Origin of the sequence: Microvirga arsenatis (assembly GCF_009910705.1) — a bacterium.
Taxonomy (GTDB): domain Bacteria; phylum Pseudomonadota; class Alphaproteobacteria; order Rhizobiales; family Beijerinckiaceae; genus Microvirga; species Microvirga arsenatis.
Map to the genome: position 1 here is coordinate 190,705 of NZ_JAAAXJ010000005.1, position 16,165 is coordinate 206,869.

20 protein-coding genes, 1 tRNA gene and 2 pseudogenes are annotated in these 16,165 nt (G+C 65.1%); 11 read left to right on the plus strand and 12 right to left on the minus strand.

All coding sequences use genetic code 11. From position 1 onward, the window contains the following. Nucleotides 1-56 precede the first annotated feature (56 nt). The gene (locus tag GR303_RS12135; RefSeq protein WP_161723479.1) at nt 57-923 is read left to right on the plus strand and encodes a D-amino-acid transaminase; all 867 of its coding nucleotides are present in this window, start codon (nt 57-59) and stop codon (nt 921-923) included. Nucleotides 924-976: 53 nt separating this feature from the next. Next, nucleotides 977-1,330, plus strand: a complete 354-nt coding sequence (locus GR303_RS12140; RefSeq protein WP_161723480.1) for a hypothetical protein — start codon at nt 977-979, stop codon at nt 1,328-1,330. A 16-nt stretch (nt 1,331-1,346) separates the two neighbouring features. Here the strand turns inward: GR303_RS12140 and GR303_RS12145 are convergent, their stop codons facing one another. The 3 genes from GR303_RS12145 to GR303_RS12155 form a co-directional block, all read right to left on the minus strand. Beyond that, nucleotides 1,347-2,354, minus strand: a complete 1,008-nt coding sequence (locus GR303_RS12145) for a coiled-coil domain-containing protein (protein ID WP_161723481.1) — start codon at nt 2,352-2,354, stop codon at nt 1,347-1,349. 156 nt (nt 2,355-2,510) lie between these two features. Next, nucleotides 2,511-3,113 (minus strand): DUF1134 domain-containing protein, encoded by a 603-nt coding sequence (locus GR303_RS12150; RefSeq protein WP_161723482.1) that lies wholly within the window; start codon nt 3,111-3,113, stop codon nt 2,511-2,513. A 180-nt stretch (nt 3,114-3,293) separates the two neighbouring features. Continuing rightward, nucleotides 3,294-4,127, minus strand: coding sequence for a 3'(2'),5'-bisphosphate nucleotidase CysQ family protein (locus GR303_RS12155; RefSeq protein WP_161723483.1), 834 nt, complete (start codon nt 4,125-4,127; stop codon nt 3,294-3,296). 171 nt (nt 4,128-4,298) lie between these two features. On the opposite strand from GR303_RS12155, the gene chpT reads away from it, so the two are divergent. Then, a complete protein-coding gene (chpT, locus tag GR303_RS12160; protein ID WP_161723484.1) occupies nt 4,299-4,940 on the plus strand; it encodes a histidine phosphotransferase ChpT in 642 nt (213 codons plus the stop codon). 79 nt (nt 4,941-5,019) lie between these two features. Here chpT and ctrA read toward each other — a convergent pair whose 3' ends face one another. Beyond that, entirely contained in the window at nt 5,020-5,721 is a 702-nt protein-coding gene (gene ctrA / locus GR303_RS12165; protein ID WP_161723485.1) for a response regulator transcription factor CtrA, read from the minus strand. 519 nt (nt 5,722-6,240) lie between these two features. Between ctrA and GR303_RS12170 the strand changes: the two genes are divergently transcribed. Then, nucleotides 6,241-6,630, plus strand: a complete 390-nt coding sequence (locus GR303_RS12170) for a flagellar export protein FliJ (RefSeq protein ID WP_161723486.1) — start codon at nt 6,241-6,243, stop codon at nt 6,628-6,630. Nucleotides 6,631-6,686: 56 nt separating this feature from the next. On the opposite strand, the gene GR303_RS12175 is transcribed toward GR303_RS12170, so the two are convergent. After that, on the minus strand, nt 6,687-7,310 hold the full coding sequence (locus GR303_RS12175) for a GNAT family N-acetyltransferase (RefSeq protein ID WP_161723487.1): 624 nt from the start codon (nt 7,308-7,310) through the stop codon (nt 6,687-6,689). A gap of 184 nt (nt 7,311-7,494) precedes the next feature. Between GR303_RS12175 and GR303_RS12180 the strand changes: the two genes are divergently transcribed. Beyond that, entirely contained in the window at nt 7,495-8,508 is a 1,014-nt protein-coding gene (locus GR303_RS12180) for a lysylphosphatidylglycerol synthase domain-containing protein (protein WP_161723488.1), read from the plus strand. After that, the gene (locus GR303_RS12185; protein WP_161723489.1) at nt 8,505-9,332 is read left to right on the plus strand and encodes a class I SAM-dependent methyltransferase; all 828 of its coding nucleotides are present in this window, start codon (nt 8,505-8,507) and stop codon (nt 9,330-9,332) included. The genes GR303_RS12180 and GR303_RS12185 overlap by 4 nt, the downstream gene beginning before the upstream one ends. A gap of 10 nt (nt 9,333-9,342) precedes the next feature. Here the strand turns inward: GR303_RS12185 and GR303_RS12190 are convergent. Together GR303_RS12190 and sciP are read right to left on the minus strand one after the other, a co-directional pair. Continuing rightward, a pseudogene (locus GR303_RS12190) lies at nt 9,343-9,597 on the minus strand (helix-turn-helix domain-containing protein); the annotation flags it as partial. Nucleotides 9,598-9,801: 204 nt separating this feature from the next. Further along, a complete protein-coding gene (gene sciP / locus GR303_RS12195; RefSeq protein ID WP_009763782.1) occupies nt 9,802-10,077 on the minus strand; it encodes a CtrA inhibitor SciP in 276 nt (91 codons plus the stop codon). Between the two features lie 231 nt (nt 10,078-10,308). Between sciP and mnmA the strand changes: the two genes are divergently transcribed. From mnmA to GR303_RS24725, 5 genes are all read left to right on the plus strand, one after another. Then, nucleotides 10,309-11,463 (plus strand): tRNA 2-thiouridine(34) synthase MnmA, encoded by a 1,155-nt coding sequence (gene mnmA / locus GR303_RS12200; protein WP_161723490.1) that lies wholly within the window; start codon nt 10,309-10,311, stop codon nt 11,461-11,463. Nucleotides 11,464-11,484: 21 nt separating this feature from the next. Beyond that, complete coding sequence (locus GR303_RS12205) at nt 11,485-12,126, plus strand: class I SAM-dependent methyltransferase (protein ID WP_161723491.1); 642 nt, start codon at nt 11,485-11,487, stop codon at nt 12,124-12,126. A 94-nt stretch (nt 12,127-12,220) separates the two neighbouring features. Then, entirely contained in the window at nt 12,221-12,439 is a 219-nt protein-coding gene (locus GR303_RS12210) for a hypothetical protein (protein WP_161723492.1), read from the plus strand. 184 nt (nt 12,440-12,623) lie between these two features. Further along, nucleotides 12,624-12,700 (plus strand) — tRNA-Met (locus tag GR303_RS12215). A 169-nt stretch (nt 12,701-12,869) separates the two neighbouring features. Further along, a complete protein-coding gene (locus tag GR303_RS24725) occupies nt 12,870-13,250 on the plus strand; it encodes a hypothetical protein (RefSeq protein ID WP_246726439.1) in 381 nt (126 codons plus the stop codon). A gap of 24 nt (nt 13,251-13,274) precedes the next feature. Here the strand turns inward: GR303_RS24725 and GR303_RS24730 are convergent. The 5 genes and pseudogenes from GR303_RS24730 to GR303_RS12240 form a co-directional block, all read right to left on the minus strand. After that, nucleotides 13,275-14,276 (minus strand): annotated as a pseudogene (locus tag GR303_RS24730) (recombinase family protein); the annotation flags it as partial. A 305-nt stretch (nt 14,277-14,581) separates the two neighbouring features. Then, nucleotides 14,582-14,905: a hypothetical protein gene (locus GR303_RS12225; RefSeq protein ID WP_161725868.1), complete on the minus strand. Its 324-nt coding sequence runs from the start codon at nt 14,903-14,905 to the stop codon at nt 14,582-14,584. Beyond that, a complete protein-coding gene (locus tag GR303_RS12230) occupies nt 14,902-15,177 on the minus strand; it encodes a hypothetical protein (RefSeq protein WP_161725867.1) in 276 nt (91 codons plus the stop codon). The genes GR303_RS12225 and GR303_RS12230 overlap by 4 nt, the downstream gene beginning before the upstream one ends. Further along, nucleotides 15,170-15,706 carry a hypothetical protein gene (locus GR303_RS12235; RefSeq protein ID WP_161725866.1) on the minus strand — a complete coding sequence of 179 codons (537 nt, stop codon included), beginning with the start codon at nt 15,704-15,706 and terminating at the stop codon, nt 15,170-15,172. The genes GR303_RS12230 and GR303_RS12235 overlap by 8 nt, the downstream gene beginning before the upstream one ends. Continuing rightward, nucleotides 15,703-16,146 (minus strand): hypothetical protein, encoded by a 444-nt coding sequence (locus GR303_RS12240; RefSeq protein WP_161725865.1) that lies wholly within the window; start codon nt 16,144-16,146, stop codon nt 15,703-15,705. The genes GR303_RS12235 and GR303_RS12240 overlap by 4 nt, the downstream gene beginning before the upstream one ends. Nucleotides 16,147-16,165: the final 19 nt, after the last annotated feature.

A 16,165-nucleotide genomic window follows, 5' to 3' on the forward strand; every position in this document is an offset into this window, starting at 1 on the left:
GCTTCGCTGCCCATAGGTTAAGCTTGGTTGATCTGGGTTACGACTTTGGAGCTGTCATGTCCCGCATCGTGTTCCTGAACGGTTCGTTCCTGCCGATCGAGGAGGCCCGGGTGCCCTTCATGGACAGGGGCTTCCTGTTCGGGGATGGGGTCTATGAAGGGATCGGGGTGCTGGACGGGCGGCTCGTGGACAACGAGGCGCATCTCGAGCGTCTGGAGCGTTCCCTCGCCGAGGTGCGCATCCCGAACCCCTACAGCCCCGCCGAGTGGACCGCTCTGGAGGAGGAGATCGTCCGCCGCAACGGCATGACGGAAGGGTTCATCTACTTCCAGGTGACGCGCGGCGTGGCGGAGCGGGACTTCTTCTTTCCTGAAGACGCCAAGCCCACGGTGGCCATGTTCACCCAGGCCAAGACCATCGCCGACGCGCCGGCGGCCCGGACGGGCATCGCCGTGGTGACGGTGCCGGATCTGCGCTGGGCACGGCGTGACGTAAAGTCCATCAACCTGCTCGCCCAGGTTCTCGCCAAGCAGGCGGCCAAGGAGGCGGGGGCGCAGGAAGCCTGGATGGTGGAGGACGGCTACGTGACGGAGGGCGGATCGTCGAGCGCCTTCATCGTGACGACCGGGGGGAGCATCGTGGTGCGTCCGCTCTCCCAGGCCATCCTGCCCGGCATCACCCGGAAATCCCTCCTGCGCCTGTCGCAGGAGGACGGTATCCCCCTCGAGGAGCGCCGCTTCACGGTCGAGGAGGCCCATGGCGCCGCCGAGGCCTTTCTGACGAGCGCATCGAACTTCGTGCTGCCCGTGGTCTCCATCGATGGGCGCCCGGTCGGCGAGGGAAAGCCGGGACCGATCACGCGGCGCCTGCGCGAATTGTACCTGCAGATGGCGCGCGCTCCGGCATCTCTTGCCGCCGAGTAGGGGTGCCGGAACCGGCTTCCGGGTCGCCCGTTGCCTCCCCAAAGGAGCGATCCATGAAGCGTCTGCTCGTCCTCTCCACGATCCTGACGGGTTGCCTCGGCACGGCGGCCCTGGCGCAGAACCCCAGCGTTCTCAATCAACAGGCTCCGAACATGCCTCTGCCGCATCAGATGCCGGCCGAGAAGATCGAGCCTGACAGCAACCTGTCGGGCAGCAACGGTCCGTCCGAGACGGGCTCGACCAACACCTTGAGCGACAAGCTCGAGCGGACCGACGGGGTGATCCGGCCGCCGGAGACCGCTACCCCCGACATCACCGTGCCGGCGCCCGTGCCCGATCCGGGCACCACCCCGGTCATCCCGCCTCCGGGAAGCCCCGGCGGCGACCCACGGGTGGATCCGAAGTAGATCGAGGCCGGCGCGGCTACTTGCCCGCCGACCGGCGCCTCTTGCCCTCGCGGGAACGGCCGTTCTCGCGGGGCTTTCCATTTTCGGCTTGGGGATTGCCGCTCTTCATGATCTGAGCGGCGACCTCCGAGATCTGGCGGCGCAGCTCTTCGTTGCCGCTGTCGGAGCCCTCCAAAGCCGTCAGTCGGTTCTGGGCTTCATCCCGTTCGCCCTCGATCTCCCGGATGCGCTGTTCCAGGATCAGCCCGCGTTCCTGCTCGGCGGCGAGACTCTTGGCCAGCTCCGCCAGGCGCAGCCGCTCCTCCGAGAGCTCGCTGTGCCGCTCGCCCAGGGCCCGCTCGAAGTCGTTGCCGCGGGCCGTCTGGGTCATAAGGCGGGTTTCGAGATCCGAGATGGTGATGCGCTTGGTGTCGAGATCGCTCAGGGCCGAGGTCAGGCGGCGCTCCTGGTCGGCCAGGTCCGCCTCCAGGCGGGCGATCTTCTCCTCGGCGTGCAGGAGCTCGGTCTTCGTCCTGGAGCGGTCGTGCTGGGTGAGCTCCAGCTCCATGCGGGTGTTGGAGAGCTCGTTGAGGGTCGCCCGGTGAGCGTTCTCGAGGGCCGCCAGGGTCTCCCGGGTGCTGGCGAGGTAGGTCCTCGTCTGCGCCAGATCCTCCTCGGTCGCCGCGAGGCGGGTCTGGGTCTGGGCCAGGTCGGTTTCGAGCTGCGCGACGGTGCGGTCCCGTTCGGCGAGGGTGGTCTCGAGGGCATCGATGCGGATCGCCCGGCGCCCGAGCTCCTCCATGCTCTCCCGCTTGTAGGCGAGGGCCTCCTCGGCCTTGCGCTCGATCTTACGCTGCAGGACGGCGAATTCCGCCCGCAGGTGATCCTTCTCCGCCGTCAGCTCCGAGATCGACATGGGAAAGAGCGCCTCGGCCCTGCGGCGGGCCAGGCGTTCCGCACGGGCGTTGATGGCGGGAATGATGAGAAGCGCGATGAGGGATGCCGCGACAAACCCCAGCGCGAAGATCATGATGCTTTCGATCACGCGGACGCCAACTCCAAGATGCTCGACCGGTAACGCTCAAGCACCTTGCCTTGTGCCCGCGCAGCTTTCCAGAGCCATGAAGGCCCCAGAGCGCCCGTTGTAGCGCATTCGGGGCCTCTTTCCACTGGCGGAGAGGCCCGCATCCGCAGGATGATCCTAGAACGGGTTCCAGGTCGGCTCGGAGGTGAACTTCAGGTAGCCCACGTTCACGCCGAGCCTGGCGCCGACACCGGCCCGGATCGGCACCACGATCATCTCGTCCGCCGCCACCGCCGTCACGCCGAAGCCGCCGATGAAATAGGCCGAGCCGTCGATGCCCACGAAACGCTTATAGAGGGCGTCGGTAAAGGGCATGTTGTAGACCAGCATCATGGTGCGGGCACCGTCTCCGCCCACGTCGAAGCCGAGGGACGGACCCTGCCAGAAGATGCGGCGGTCCCCGGCATTGCGGGTGAAGAGCTTGCCCTCGCCGTAGCGCAACCCGCCGAAGAAGGCTCCGGAAGCCTCCTGGCCCAGGATGTAGCCGTTGGGCTCGCCCCAGCGCCGGATGGCTTCCTGCAGCGCGAGCGCCAGGCCGCGGGAAGCCGAGCCGAAGAACTGATGCCCCGACTCGACGAGCTCGTTGGAGCTGAACGAGTTGGGGTTGCCGGGATTGCTCGCATAGGCGCGCTGGACAGTCTGGGCCGAGGCCTGCCCTGGCAGGATTCCGACAAGGGCGGCCAAGGCCGCAGCCGCTAGAAGGGTGGACCGGGAGCGCATGGGCTATCTCCTCGCATGAGACAGGGAACAATCCGGCCCTGGCAGACCGGAAGGCTGCTATCGAGGCTCGAACCTTACGGGCAGCAACCCTAACAATCTCTGTACGGATAATGGTACGCAGTAGCGGCGCGGCGATTTGCGTAGCAGCGTCCGACCTGCAGGTAGTCTTGCAAGACCAGATCAGGCCACGGAGGCTGACACGGGGAGGTCGAGGCGAGGGGCCAGGGCCGCGTCGCCGATGGCGGCGAAGGGACCGTTGCGGTAGCCGCGTTCCTCGTGACCGTAGGTGAGGGGAGCGCCTCCCGGCCCCACCACGCTGCCGCCGGCGCGGGTCAGGATATGGTCTCCCGCCGCCGTATCCCATTCCATGGTCGGGCCGCAGCGCACGTAGACATCCGCCTCGCCGGAGGCGATGAGGCAGAATTTCAGGGCCGAGGAGGTCATGCGCCGGGTGCCGATGGAGAGCACCGAGAGGCAGGCTTCCGTGGCGATGTCGCCGTGACGGCGGCTCACCAGCGCCACGAGGTCCCTTTCAGGGGCGGGGCGCACCCTGGCCTCGCGCCAGTCGAACCCGTTCCCCTCGCCGCTGGGGAGGGGGCTCGTCAGGGCCTTTTCGCCGGCGATCCAGATCGATCCCATGGCCGGGGCCGACACTACCGCGGCGATCGGCCGGTCGCCCCGAATCAGGGCGATGTTGACGCTGTACTCGCCGGTGCCGTGGATGAAGTCGCCCGTTCCGTCGAGGGGGTCGACCAGGAAGAAGCAATCGTCCGTCTGCGCCGTGCTCGCGGTTTCCTCCGCCACGACCGGAACGCCTGACCAGGCCTCGTCCAGGCGCTGGATGATCAGCTGCTCCGCGGCGAGATCGGCCGCCGTGGTGGGCGTTCCGTCATCCTTGATGCGCTTGTCCAGCAAGGCGTTTTCCATGCCGCGCAGGACGCGGCCCGCCTCCCAGGCGATGTGGGCGAGCCTCAGGGCGATTTCGTCGGCGTTCTGACCATCGAAGCGCATCATGGGTTTGTGCCTGTTCCCGCGGGAGCTGTCGATCTCTTTTGCCCGCTTTTCAAAGAACTCGGAGCCGGGTATCCCGGTTCACGTTCTCTTTCCTGTTTGGCTGTATTCATGCCCGTCGAAATTCCGATTTCATGAATGATTAGCTGACCTTACGGTGCCTCCGGAGCCCTCATGGCCACAATTTCCCTCGATTCGCTCGACCTCGCCGCCCTTCTCTGCTCACGCGTCTGCCATGACGTGATCTCGCCGGTGGGAGCCATCGTCAACGGGCTGGAGGTTCTGGAGGACGACAGCGACGCCTCCATGCGCGACTTCGCGCTCGACCTGATCCAGAAGAGCGCACGCCAGGCCTCGGCCCGCCTGCAGTTCGCCCGGCTGGCCTTCGGCGCCGCCGGTTCTGCCGGCGCCTCCATCGATCTCGGCGACGCGGAGCAGGTGGCCCGCGGCCTCTTCCTCGACGACAAGATCAGCTTCTCCTGGTCCTCGCCGAGGCTCCTGTTCCCCAAGAACCGGGTGAAGCTCCTGCTCAACCTGATCATGATCGCGACCACGGCCATCCCGCGCGGCGGCTCCATTGCGGTGACCGTCACGGGCGATGCGGAGGCCTGCGCCTTCACCATCCTCGCCAAGGGGCTCAATGCCCGTATCCCGGTCCATGCGGAGGCGCTGCTCGGCGGCAATTCGGAGAGCGGCACCGTCGATGCGCATGGGATCCAGGCCTACTACGCCGGCATGGTGGCGCGTGCGTCGAACATGAATGTCTCGTTCTCCATCGACGGCGACGAGGTGACGATCAAGGCCGCGACCGCCTGAAGCGGACGCGCACTCCTCGGCCTGCAAAAGAAAAGCCCGGCACCTGGCCGGGCTTTTTCATGCGCGTGTTCGGGCGCCGTCAGATGGCGATCCGCTCGTCCGCCTCGGTGGGCTCGCGCAGCACGTAGCCGCGGCCCCAGACGGTCTCGATGTAGTTGCGGCCCTGCGAGGCGTTGGCGAGCTTCTTGCGGAGCTTGCAGATGAAGACGTCGATGATCTTCAGCTCCGGCTCGTCCATGCCGCCGTAGAGGTGGTTGAGGAACATCTCCTTGGTGAGCGTCGTGCCCTTGCGCAGGGAGAGAAGCTCCAGCATCTGGTATTCCTTGCCGGTCAGGTGCACGCGGGCGCCGGCGACTTCGACCGTCTTGGTGTCGAGGTTCACGATCAGGTCGCCGGTGGTGATGACCGACTGCGCGTGGCCCTTCGAGCGGCGCACGATGGCATGGATGCGGGCCACCATCTCGTCCTTGTGGAACGGCTTGGTCAGGTAGTCGTCCGCACCGAAGCCGAGACCCTTCACCTTGTCCTCGATGCCGGCCATTCCGGAGAGGATGAGAATCGGCGTCTTCACCTTCGCGACGCGCAGCGTGCGCAGCACCTCGTAGCCTGACATGTCGGGGAGGTTCAGGTCGAGAAGGATGATGTCGTAGTCGTAGAGTTTGCCGAGGTCGATGCCCTCTTCGCCGAGATCCGTCGTGTAGACGTTGAAGTTCTCGGACTTCAGCATCAGTTCGATGCTTTGCGCTGTCGCGCTGTCGTCTTCGATCAGAAGTACGCGCATGTTCAATCCCCAGCCCCGGCCCTTGAGCTTGCGAACAGCGGAAGGCTGTCCACCCGCCGCTGGGCTCGCGACGGATGCCCTTTTAAACTGATTCGAAACGCTAGTTCAGAATGGTTAACAAACCCTGATTCTCGGACGCAAGCGCTTAACGACCTCAATCGGTCGATCGGGTGCGAAAGGCGATCATCCTGTGGATTCCGGGTCACCATGGGGAACCGCCTCACAACATCCCAAAAGCTTGCAGCCTAAGCGTTTCAGCTGAGTCCGGGAGCGGATCCGAGGAAGCCGTACCCGTGACCGCCCCAGTCTTAACGAAATCGGTAAACGAAACGTTTACGCGCCTCGAACCTGCAGGTCTCGCAGGGGAAAGCCGCCTCATGGGCGTAGGAGGCTAGGAAATTTTTTGCCGCAGGCGGTAAGGAAAGCTCAACCTCCATGGGCGATGGTGTCGCATGTCTCGCGGATAACTGAGCGATCCGTGGGATGAGTTGAAACAGCGACGTGTGGAGTTGAATCAAGATGAAGTCGCGGGATACGCTCATCCGCCTCAAGCGCTTTCAGGTCGACGAGAAGCGTCGCCGCGTGGCTCAGATCGAAATGATGATCGCCGAGTTCGACCGGATGGCGGCTGATCTCGACCGGGAGATCGCGGCGGAGGAGCAAAAGGCCGGCATCGCCGACCCGAACCACTTTGCCTATCCGACCTATGCGCGCGCTGCAGCCCAACGGCGGGACAATCTCCGCCTCTCGGCTCAGAACCTTCACATCCAGCTCGACGATGCGAAAGCCGAACTCGGCGAGGCCTACGAAGAGCTGAAGCGTGCCGAAAGCCTGGAGGATCGCGAGCGTTCGATCGATGCCGCCATCAGCCAGGTCGGGCAGGGACGTGCCGTGCGCGCGACCGCCTGAAGCCTCGATCCAGACATTTTCCAAACAAGGCGCGCCGGCAACGGCGCGCCTTTTCTTCATGGGCTGGGCGCAAGGATGGGGATGTGGGGAGCAGCGTCCCGTGGAAGAAGGCCGAGGAGGCGAGGATCGTCCACCACCTCGAGCGCCCGCTTGTAGGGCGTGAAGCCGGAGCGGATGTAGAAGGGCAGGGCGGCGGGGGAATCGAGCGTGCAGGTATGCACGAAGAGGCGCCGGATCGGCCTGGAGAAGGCGCGGGCGATCGCCTCGCTCATCAGGAGGCGGCCAGCCCCTTGCCCCGTGAATCCGGGAGCGAGGCCGAGAAAGGCGAGTTCGGCCTCCCCGCCGGACCGGAGGTCCAGCTCCATGAGGCCTATATCGGCCTGTCCATCGTGGAGGGCATAGGCTTCGACCGCGGGATCGTCGAGAATGCTCGCAAGCCTGGAATCGGGCATCACGGCCCGGCTGAACCACAGCCAGGGTTCGCCAACCCTGCGGAACAGGGCGCGGTAGCGCGCCCGGTCGCCGTCGATGCGCTGGAGCGTCCATCCCCCGGGAAGCGAGAACCGCGGCAGGGGAGGCGGTGCCCTCATTTCCAGATACGTCACCACCGTCGCGATCTTGCCGGCGGGAAGATCCGTATAGCCGTTGAGGTTGAGAGCCGCTGTCAGTTCAGCCGTCATGCGCCGATGTCTTTCGAGCCTTCTCCGGGAGGGCCTGATACGGCCATTCCCCTGCGTTGTCACCCGATACCTTCGCAAGAGTTCCGGATTGGACGTTATGTCATGCTCCCAGAGGCCATTATCTCCTTGCGAAGGCAAGGGATTGTGGGCACAGAAGGAAAAAAGAGGGAGACCTGCCAGCTCAATGAAGAACGTGCGTGAGTTCATCTGGCCCGTGATCGGGCTGCTGGCAGTGGTCGTGTCCGGCTGGCTTCTCTACCGCGAGCTGCGCGGCATGTCCCTCGACGACGTGTGGGACAGCCTGACCGCCGTTCCTCCCCACCGCTATGCGCTGGCTGCCCTGTCGACCCTCTTCGCCTATGCGGCGCTGGCCTGGTACGACCGCATCGCCCTGCTGCATCTGGGCGTCCATCACATCTCGTGGTTCTTCGTGTCCGTCACGTCGTTCACCACCTATGCGCTGTCCCACAACATCGGCGCGTCGGTCTTCTCCGGCGCCGTGGTGCGATACCGGGCCTATACGTCGAAGGGGCTGAGCGCGCCGCAGATCGCGGTGCTCGTGGCCCTGTGCTCCTTCACCTTCGGTCTCGGGACCATCCTGCTCGGCGGCGTTGTCCTGGTGGTCGACCCGACGCTCCTTCACAGGCTGGAGGAGCTTCTCCCCTCGATGCTCACCAATCCGGCCACGGCCCGCATCGTCGGCCTTCTGCTGCTCGGCTTCGTGGCGCTCTACGTGATCGGATCCGTCCTGCATCTTCCGCCGTTGGTGATCCGCAAGGCCAAGCTGGAATATCCCCGCCCGGCCATCATGGTGCGGCAGCTCATCGCCGCGCCTCTGGAACTGCTGGGTGCTGCCGGCATCATCTATTTCGCGCTTCCAGCTCACCTCGAGCCAAGCTTCGTCGTGGTGCTCGCCGTCTTCCTGGCCTCCTTCTCCGCGGCCCTAGTGAGCCATGCTCCCGGGGGGCTTGGCGTGTTCGAGCTGGTGTTTCTCACCGCCATGCCCGACATCCCCAAGGCCGACGTCCTGGCCGCGCTCATCATCTTCCGCCTGTTCTATCTGCTGATTCCGTTCGGCCTGTCTCTTGTGGTCGTCCTGATGTACGAGCGGGCACGGCTCGCCCAGGCTTGGCGCGGCCGCATGGCCGTGGCGGACGGTTCCGTCCCGCCGCCGCCCCTGTCTTCGTCCGACCAATGACGGCATCCTGGCGCAGGCTGCGCTTCGGCCTGTCGACGCTGCTCGGGATCAGACGCCTCGGCTTCTTCATCCCCTATCGCTATGCCGCGAGCGTCGAGCCCCTGGACTACCCGGCGCTGCGTCCCCTGTTCGAGCGCGCCGAGCCGCAATTCGCCGAGGTGCTGGCGGCCATCGAAAGCCATGCGGGCAGCCTGCGCTCCATCCTGAAGGGCGCAGGCCCCGCCCGCTTCGACCAGAGCTGGTTCCCCCGGCTCGACGCGGCTGCGGCCTACGCCCTCGTCCGCCGGGAAAAGCCGCGCCGGATCGTGGAGGTCGGCTCAGGTCATTCGACCCGCTTCATGGCCCAGGCCGTCCAGGACGGGGGGCTTCCCACCCGCATCATCTGCATCGATCCGGCCCCCCGCGCGAGCCTGAGCAGGCTTGACGTGGAGCATCGGCAAGAGCTCCTGCAGGAGGCCGATCCGGCCCTGTTCGAGACCCTTTCGGCCGGCGACATCCTGTTCATCGATTCGAGCCACATCGCGATGCCCGGAACGGACGTGGACCGCCTGTTTCTCGATGTGCTGCCGCGCTTGGGCTCCGGCACGCTGGTCCATGTTCACGACATCGCGCTTCCCTTCCGCTACCCCGAGGCCTGGGCTTGGCGGGGCTACAACGAGCAGGCGCTGGTGGGCGCCCTGCTGCAGGGGCAGGGATACGAGCTTGTGTTTGCTAGCCACTACGTCGCGAGGAAGCAGGGGGCGGCGCTCCCCGGGAGCATCCTGTCCGAGCTGCCGCTGACTCCCGGGGCTCATGAGACGAGCCTCTGGCTGCGGAAGCTGTAAGGCTTGAAGCTCAGGCTGCCGAGCCCGGCCTCTGCCCCGGCTCGGGCACGGCGATGCCGGCCTCCATATACGCATTGATCTTGTTGCGCAGGGTGCGGATGGAGATGCCGAGAAGGCGCGCGGCATGGGTCCGGTTACCTAGGCAATGGGCCAGGGTGTCGAGGATCAGGTGCCGCTCGACATCGGCCAGGGTCCGACCGACCAGGGCTTCGCCGAAGGCGTCCCTGGCGTGATCTGGTGCAGCAGGGGAGGAGAGGGAGGTTCCGGCCTGAGGGAAGCCTTGCAGTTCGGACATATCCTGGGTGCCGAGCACGATGCGGGTCTGCCTGTAGGGGAGCGATTCAGGAGTTTATGCTCATTTCATGGTTAGGAAGGTCTTAACGCCGGATCGATCCTTGCCGCTTCGGCGCTCCTTGTGAAAAAGGCGCCGTCGGGTGAGCGGCGCCTTTGATCGGGTCAGGTGGGAAGCCTACTGCCGGTATTGCTGGATCCGGGTGGTCCGCAGGCCGGCGAGGCCGTGCTGGTCGATGGACATCTGCCAGCTCAGGAACTCCTCGGTGGTCAGCGTGTAGCGCTGACAGGCTTCCTCCAGGCTGAGCAGGCCGCCGCGAACCGCGGCGACAACCTCGGCCTTGCGGCGGATGACCCAACGGCGGGTGCTGGAGGGAGGCAGATCGGCAATCGTCAGGGGACTGCCGTCGGGCCCAATGACATACTTGACCCTTGGGCGGTGGGGTTCGGTCATGATACGCTCACACAAAAATTCAACGACCTTTGACAGGCTCGAACCTACGCGACGGGACTTAATGTTTTCCTAAGCCCCATCAGGCGGTTACGAGAGGGCCTAAGCTTAGCCATAATCGTTAACGTCGCCTTATTGCGACGGAGTTTCTCTTTAAGAATTCGGTTGCAATCGCTATAGAAGGGCCTTGGCCCCTCCCGTGCGCCGCCTTGAACGGCGCCTCTGGACGGAACGATGCTCAATTCACTCGATCTTCCCACCGAACCCTCGAAGACCCGCGTCGTGGTTGCGATGTCGGGCGGCGTGGACTCGTCCGTGGTCGCAGCCCTGCTCAAGCGCGAGGGCTACGACGTCATCGGCATCACGCTACAGCTCTACGACCACGGCGCCGCTGCCCACCGGAAGGGCGCCTGCTGCGCCGGCCAGGACATCTACGATGCCCGGAGGGTGGCGGAGGCGATCGGCATCCCCCATTACGTGCTCGACTACGAGGCCCGCTTCCGCGAGGCCGTGATCGACCGCTTCACCCAGAGCTATCTGGCGGGCGAGACGCCGATCCCCTGCGTCGAGTGCAATCGCTCCATCAAGTTCCGCGACCTCCTGGAGACGGCCAGGGAGCTCGGCGCCGACGTGCTGGCGACGGGTCATTACGTGGCGAGCCGCCGCCTTCCCGACGGGCGCCGCGCTCTTCATCGCGCCGCGGACCCGGACCGGGACCAGAGCTATTTCCTCTATGCCACCACGCCGGAGCAGCTCGACCTCCTGCGCTTCCCCTTGGGAGAGCTGCCCAAGGAGAAGACCCGGGAGCTCGCGCGCGAGTTCGGTCTCACCGTGGCGGAGAAGGCCGACAGCCAGGACATCTGCTTCGTCACGCAGGGCCGCTACAGCGACGTGATCGAGCGCCTGAAGCCCGGCGCCGTGCAGGGCGGCGAGATCGTCCATGTGGACGGTCGCGTGCTCGGGCGCCACGAGGGCATCATCCACTATACGGTGGGGCAGCGGAAAGGCCTTGGCCTTTCCGTCGGCGAGCCGCTTTACGTGGTCCGCCTCGAGGCCAAGGAGGCCCGCGTGGTGGTCGGTCCCCGGGAGGCGCTCGCCACCCGGCTCATCCGCGTGACGGACGTGAACTGGCTCGGCGACGTGCCGCTCGAAACTCTGGGCGAGAAGGGCATGGAGGTCGCCGTGCGCGTCCGCTCCACCCGGGAGCCGCGCCCGGCCATCCTGCGATCCACAGGAACCAGCACTACTGTCGAGCTGTTATCGGCGGAAGACGGGGTGTCTCCCGGTCAAGCTTGTGTCATCTATGAGAGCGATGCTCCCCGGGCACGTGTGCTTGGCGGGGGCACCATAGCTCGAACAATGGCCGAGGTCGCGCCCGCAGCGGCCTGAGTGCCGACCGAAGGGATCTTTATGACGGATGGAGCGACCACCGTCCTGATGCGCAAGGCATATGCGCGTTGGGCACCGATCTACGACCTGGTCTACGACAAGCTGACCGAGCCGGCCGCCCGCGCCGCCGTGAACGCCGCCGTCGTCTGCGGCCCCAAGGTGCTGGAGGCCGGCGTCGGCACCGGGCTGTCCCTCGGCTACTATCCGAAGCACGCCGAGGTCTATGGGGTCGATCTGTCCGAGGACATGCTCCGCCGCGCTCAGGAGAAGGTCGAGAAGCGGGGCCTCACCCACGTGAAGAGCCTGCAGGTGATGGACGTCACCCGCCTCGGCTTTTCCAATGAAACCTTCGATGCGGTGACGGCCCAGTTCATCATCACCCTGGTTCCCGAGCCGGAGATGGCCCTCGACGAGTTCATGCGGGTGCTCAAGCCAGGCGGGGAGATCGTGCTGGCCAATCACTGGGGCCAGCCCTCCGGCCCCATCGCAGCGGTGGAGGAGATGGTCGCTCCCGTGGCCAAGGCCATCGGCTGGAGTTCCTCCTTCAAGGCCGCCCGGGTCGAGGACTGGGCCAGACGGACGGGGCGCATGGAGGTTGTGGAGCTCAGGTCCCTGTTCCCGGCCGGTTTCTTCAAGCTGATGAGAATCAAGAAGAAATCTTGAGAGCCCTCCCGGCACCTCGATGCCGTCGGGGTGACTTTCTCGGTCCCGACCCTATCTAGAGGACAGGGGCCCTCCAATCACGAAAGCACTTCCGATGCGCCTTTTCATGTTCACCTCCCAGGCCAAGGATGATCTCCACGCTTTTGCAGCGGACGAATCCGGCACGAAGCTGCCGGCCAAGTATGCGCCCTGGGGCCTGACCGGCACGCTCAATTCGCGCGAGGCGCCGCCGCACAAGTTCTCCCGCAAGGTGATCGAGCAGGCGGTCTCGAACGATGGCTTCCAGCTCTGGCGGATGAAGGCCAAAGGCTGATCGGCCTCCGAAGCCCGGCCGATTCTCGGCTCCGGCTCAAGGCAGATCGCTTCCCCACTCTTATTTCGGGTGACAGACCGGGTTGCCACAAATCCGCAGCCCGGCCGCGCGTCTTCCTTGACACCCGGGGGCAATCTTCCCTATATCGCGCTTGCCTGACGCGGGGCCAAGCCCCGCTGCCTGGGGCGGAGTAGCTCAGTTGGTCAGAGCAGAGGAATCATAATCCTTGTGTCGGGGGTTCAAATCCCTCCTCCGCTACCACGTTCACCCCACTAAAACGGCCTGTGGGGAAGGCATGGCCGCCGACCAACTCGGCCAGGCGGCCCTTCACTTCCACCTCGAATCCCTCGCGTGGTCCGTTCGGATACACCGTCACGCTGTGGACAAGCGAGCGGAACATCTGAGTTAGCTTGTCCATGCCCTCGTGCGCATGGTCCGCCAGCGTCGCGGCAAGTTCATCGACCTGCCTCAGATAGTCGTTGATCGCACCCGGGTGCAGGGTCAGCACCTTCGGGTCCTCTCCCGCCGCCGCGAGCTCTGCGGCGATTCGGTCGCGCTCCCTGCGCAATTCCGGGATCTGCTGCTCAGCCTCGGCCTCCGTGATGAACCCTTTGACATAGGCGTTCATCACCCGGTCGAACTCGCGTTGCCGCTCGGCAAGCCGCGCTTCGAGGCTGGCGCGGTTTCTCACGGCGGTGGAGGCAAGACGCTGCCGCTCGCTGTTGTAGCGCCTGACGTAGATCTCGATATAGCGCGGATCCCGCAGCTGCTCCCTCATGCCATCGACCACGGCCCGCTCGATGGCCGGTAGGTAGATGATCCGTCGATTCGTGCAGACGCCGCTCTCGCGCACGGCCGAGCAGCGGACCCGGGTCTTTCCGGTCTTGTCTCGGTCATGGACGGACATGCCCGAGCCGCAGCATCCGCAGCGCAGCAGGCCGGAGAGCAGGTGCGGCGGCCGGCGCTTCTGATGGGACTTGAGCGCGGCCTTGGCTTCGTTGATGGCCTGAACCCTCTGCCAGAGCGCGTCGTCGACCAGGCGCAGCTCCGGGGCGTCCGCCGTCATGACCTCTGAACCGTCCGCCGGCCGGGAGATCCGACGGCCGGTCTCGGGGTTGGTGTCCATGCGGACCTTCCCCCAGACGATCCGGCCGATATAGATCTCGTTGCGAACGATCCCGTTCCCTCGCTGGCCGCTGCCGTTGATCGTGGAGGCATTCCAGGTGCGCCCCCTTGGCGGAGCGATGCCCTCCCGGTTCAGGTCGCCCGCGATCTCCCGCGGCGGACGGCCGTCGGCATATTCGGTCAGGATCCGCCGCACCACGGCGGCCTGCACGGGATCGATCTCGAGGCGGCCTCTCATCGTGCTGGTGCGGTAGCCATAGGGCTTGCCGCCGGCGTGCCGTCCTTCCCTGACGACGCCCTGCATCCCGCGCCGGACCTTCTTAGCCCCATCTTCCCGGAAGAGCTGGCCGACCAAACCGCGAAGGCCGATGAGGACCGTGTCTGCGCGTCCGTCATGGACAGCCCGCAGCTCGATCCCCTTGAATTTCAATTGCTTATGGATCGTCGCCAAGTCGGCCATGTCGCGGGACAGGCGGTCGAGGGCCTCGACGACGATCACGTCGAAGGCGCCGGAATTGGCCTGGGCGAGCATCTGGATCAGCCCGTCGCGTCCCAGCATGGAGCCGCCGGAGCGGGCCCGGTCGTCAAAGGTCGCTACGATCTGGAGCTTCTCACGCTCGGCATAGGCGCGGCAGAGGGCGACCTGATCTTCGACGGATCGCTCGTTCTGCAGGTCAGTCGAGTACCGGGCATAGATCGCCGCGCGCTTCATCGTCCTTTTGCCTTCCCCGCAGCCTCGCGAGCCGCCACCGCCGCGCGATGATCGCGGAGCGCGTTCGCTTCCGCAAGAGCCTCTATGAGCCGGACGAGGTCCGGATCAAGGGGCCGCTCGGGCGGCTTGATGGCGGGGCGGGTAGCGGACATGGCTGGAGGCGGGCCCTAGCGGTTACTCGGCAGCGTCGAGCAGAGTCGGCGCGACCTGGCGTCTTGCCTCTGATGCCCTGGTGCCCTCCGTCGCCTCTGGCGAGGCTCCTCGGGAAAGGGGTGTTCCAGGACGAACCCGGTCGCGATGTGGGGTCATGTTCCCACCTTCTCGTCAGTGCCATCCCATACGAACTCACCATCCTCACCAACCGGAAAGTGCGTTCCGCAATGTGCGCAGAACGTACCAGAGTAGAAATAGGGATCGCGGGCGTAAGTCTCGGCAAGAGCCTGTCCCATCGTGGTCACACCCTTGCACTTGAGATGCCGATAAGTCCGGCGCACGGGGCGGACGAAACCCTTGGCCCGCTCCTCGGCTGACAGGACCACATAGCCCTTCTGCATTCCGGTTCTCGGATCAATCTCGCGATGATCGGGCGTGACTGGTGAGCCATCCGTGAGTGTGGTTTTCGGGGTCATGCGTTGCCCTCAGTGCTGTCGAGTGATTGGATAGCGTGAGCGTTCCCGGCTTCGATGTTGCGGGAGACGATTTCCATGGCCATGCGCGGAGTAATGCGGCGCTGGTCCTGCATGGCGATGATCTGCCCGACCGCGTAAGCTGCGATAGCCAGAACGATCTCAGCAGGCTCGTCGGCAAGGTGCTTCTTCATCAGGTCTGCGAAGTCGGCATGGAATGCCTTGTGGGCTCCTGACGGGGCGGCCAGCTTCATACGTTGCTTTGCTTCACCCATCGCGCACCTCCTCACCCGGCACGACCTGGCGGCTTGCCTCAACGCTGCTTGAGCTTTCCCGATGAGGGCCTTGGCCCGAAGGAGGGCCACCCCCACCCTCTCCGCTGACCGGGGGAGGGGCGGTAATACGATGGGCCAAGTCCTCGACGTAGATCCAATGCGAGGCGCGGGCGGCCACTTCCCTGTCTCCGCAATGAGGAAGATCCTCGTCGCCGCATTCGGTGAGCGCATCTGCCTTAATGTCGAAGAACTGTTCACCCGCGAAATCATAGCCGTCTGTGTGGACGACCACCCGTCGTCCCTCGCCGTAGACCGGGAGGCGCTGACTAACGGGCACCCAACCCTCCCGCCCCTGTCCTTCAGCGGAAAGGGCGGCCTGGGCCGCTTGCCATGCGGCCTGCCACGCCCGCCAATACATATTCGTGCTGCCCAAGCGGTAGTGTCCATCAGGGTTGCGCTTTACGGCTTCCGGCGACTTCCCTTCATCTGAAGCCCAATGTTCGAAAGCCTCTCTCAGCTTCGTGCTCATGGCTTCTCTCCCAAGCACCCGCACACATCCGCGATCATCATGGCGAAGTTCGCCACGTCGGCGGCTTCCAAAGCGATATGCTCCCGGTAGTCACCCTGCTTCAGAGCCTCGTGGAGTTCGGCGGCCTCTTCGTGCAGCCTATCCATCAGCACTACCGGGGCGTCGTTCTTCCATCCTGGCTTGTGGTCGTTGGCGCGAAGCTGCTGTTCCATCAGGAGAGCAAAGGCGAGGACTTCGGGGCGCAGGTAGGAGACCATGCTGGCCGCAGCTTCAGCCTCGGCGAGCAGCTTATCAAGGCGCTGCCATTCGGCGTGGGTATCAAGAGTCTTCAGGTCATTGACCTCGGTCTCGAACACCCTTGCCTGGGTTGTGAGCCGCTTGTTCTCCTCGCGCAGCCGCATGTTTTCAGTGCGAAGAGCCTCTATGGATAGATCGCTCATTTCTTCCTCTCACAGTCAG

What these genes read in the sequence shown, in the direction of transcription:
- GR303_RS12135 (WP_161723479.1), top strand. Translation starts at nt 57, where the DNA reads ATGTCCCGCATCGTGTTCCTGAACGGTTCGTTCCTGCCGATCGAGGAG.
- GR303_RS12140 (WP_161723480.1), top strand. Translation starts at nt 977, where the DNA reads ATGAAGCGTCTGCTCGTCCTCTCCACGATCCTGACGGGTTGCCTCGGC.
- GR303_RS12150 (WP_161723482.1), bottom strand. Translation starts at nt 3,113, where the DNA reads ATGCGCTCCCGGTCCACCCTTCTAGCGGCTGCGGCCTTGGCCGCCCTT.
- GR303_RS12155 (WP_161723483.1), bottom strand. Translation starts at nt 4,127, where the DNA reads ATGATGCGCTTCGATGGTCAGAACGCCGACGAAATCGCCCTGAGGCTC.
- chpT (WP_161723484.1), top strand. Translation starts at nt 4,299, where the DNA reads ATGGCCACAATTTCCCTCGATTCGCTCGACCTCGCCGCCCTTCTCTGC.
- ctrA (WP_161723485.1), bottom strand. Translation starts at nt 5,721, where the DNA reads ATGCGCGTACTTCTGATCGAAGACGACAGCGCGACAGCGCAAAGCATC.
- GR303_RS12170 (WP_161723486.1), top strand. Translation starts at nt 6,241, where the DNA reads ATGAAGTCGCGGGATACGCTCATCCGCCTCAAGCGCTTTCAGGTCGAC.
- GR303_RS12175 (WP_161723487.1), bottom strand. Translation starts at nt 7,310, where the DNA reads ATGACGGCTGAACTGACAGCGGCTCTCAACCTCAACGGCTATACGGAT.
- GR303_RS12180 (WP_161723488.1), top strand. Translation starts at nt 7,495, where the DNA reads ATGAAGAACGTGCGTGAGTTCATCTGGCCCGTGATCGGGCTGCTGGCA.
- GR303_RS12185 (WP_161723489.1), top strand. Translation starts at nt 8,505, where the DNA reads ATGACGGCATCCTGGCGCAGGCTGCGCTTCGGCCTGTCGACGCTGCTC.
- sciP (WP_009763782.1), bottom strand. Translation starts at nt 10,077, where the DNA reads ATGACCGAACCCCACCGCCCAAGGGTCAAGTATGTCATTGGGCCCGAC.
- mnmA (WP_161723490.1), top strand. Translation starts at nt 10,309, where the DNA reads ATGCTCAATTCACTCGATCTTCCCACCGAACCCTCGAAGACCCGCGTC.
- GR303_RS12205 (WP_161723491.1), top strand. Translation starts at nt 11,485, where the DNA reads ATGACGGATGGAGCGACCACCGTCCTGATGCGCAAGGCATATGCGCGT.
- GR303_RS12210 (WP_161723492.1), top strand. Translation starts at nt 12,221, where the DNA reads ATGCGCCTTTTCATGTTCACCTCCCAGGCCAAGGATGATCTCCACGCT.
- GR303_RS24725 (WP_246726439.1), top strand. Translation starts at nt 12,870, where the DNA reads ATGGTCCGCCAGCGTCGCGGCAAGTTCATCGACCTGCCTCAGATAGTC.
- GR303_RS12225 (WP_161725868.1), bottom strand. Translation starts at nt 14,905, where the DNA reads ATGACCCCGAAAACCACACTCACGGATGGCTCACCAGTCACGCCCGAT.
- GR303_RS12230 (WP_161725867.1), bottom strand. Translation starts at nt 15,177, where the DNA reads ATGGGTGAAGCAAAGCAACGTATGAAGCTGGCCGCCCCGTCAGGAGCC.
- GR303_RS12235 (WP_161725866.1), bottom strand. Translation starts at nt 15,706, where the DNA reads ATGAGCACGAAGCTGAGAGAGGCTTTCGAACATTGGGCTTCAGATGAA.
- GR303_RS12240 (WP_161725865.1), bottom strand. Translation starts at nt 16,146, where the DNA reads ATGAGCGATCTATCCATAGAGGCTCTTCGCACTGAAAACATGCGGCTG.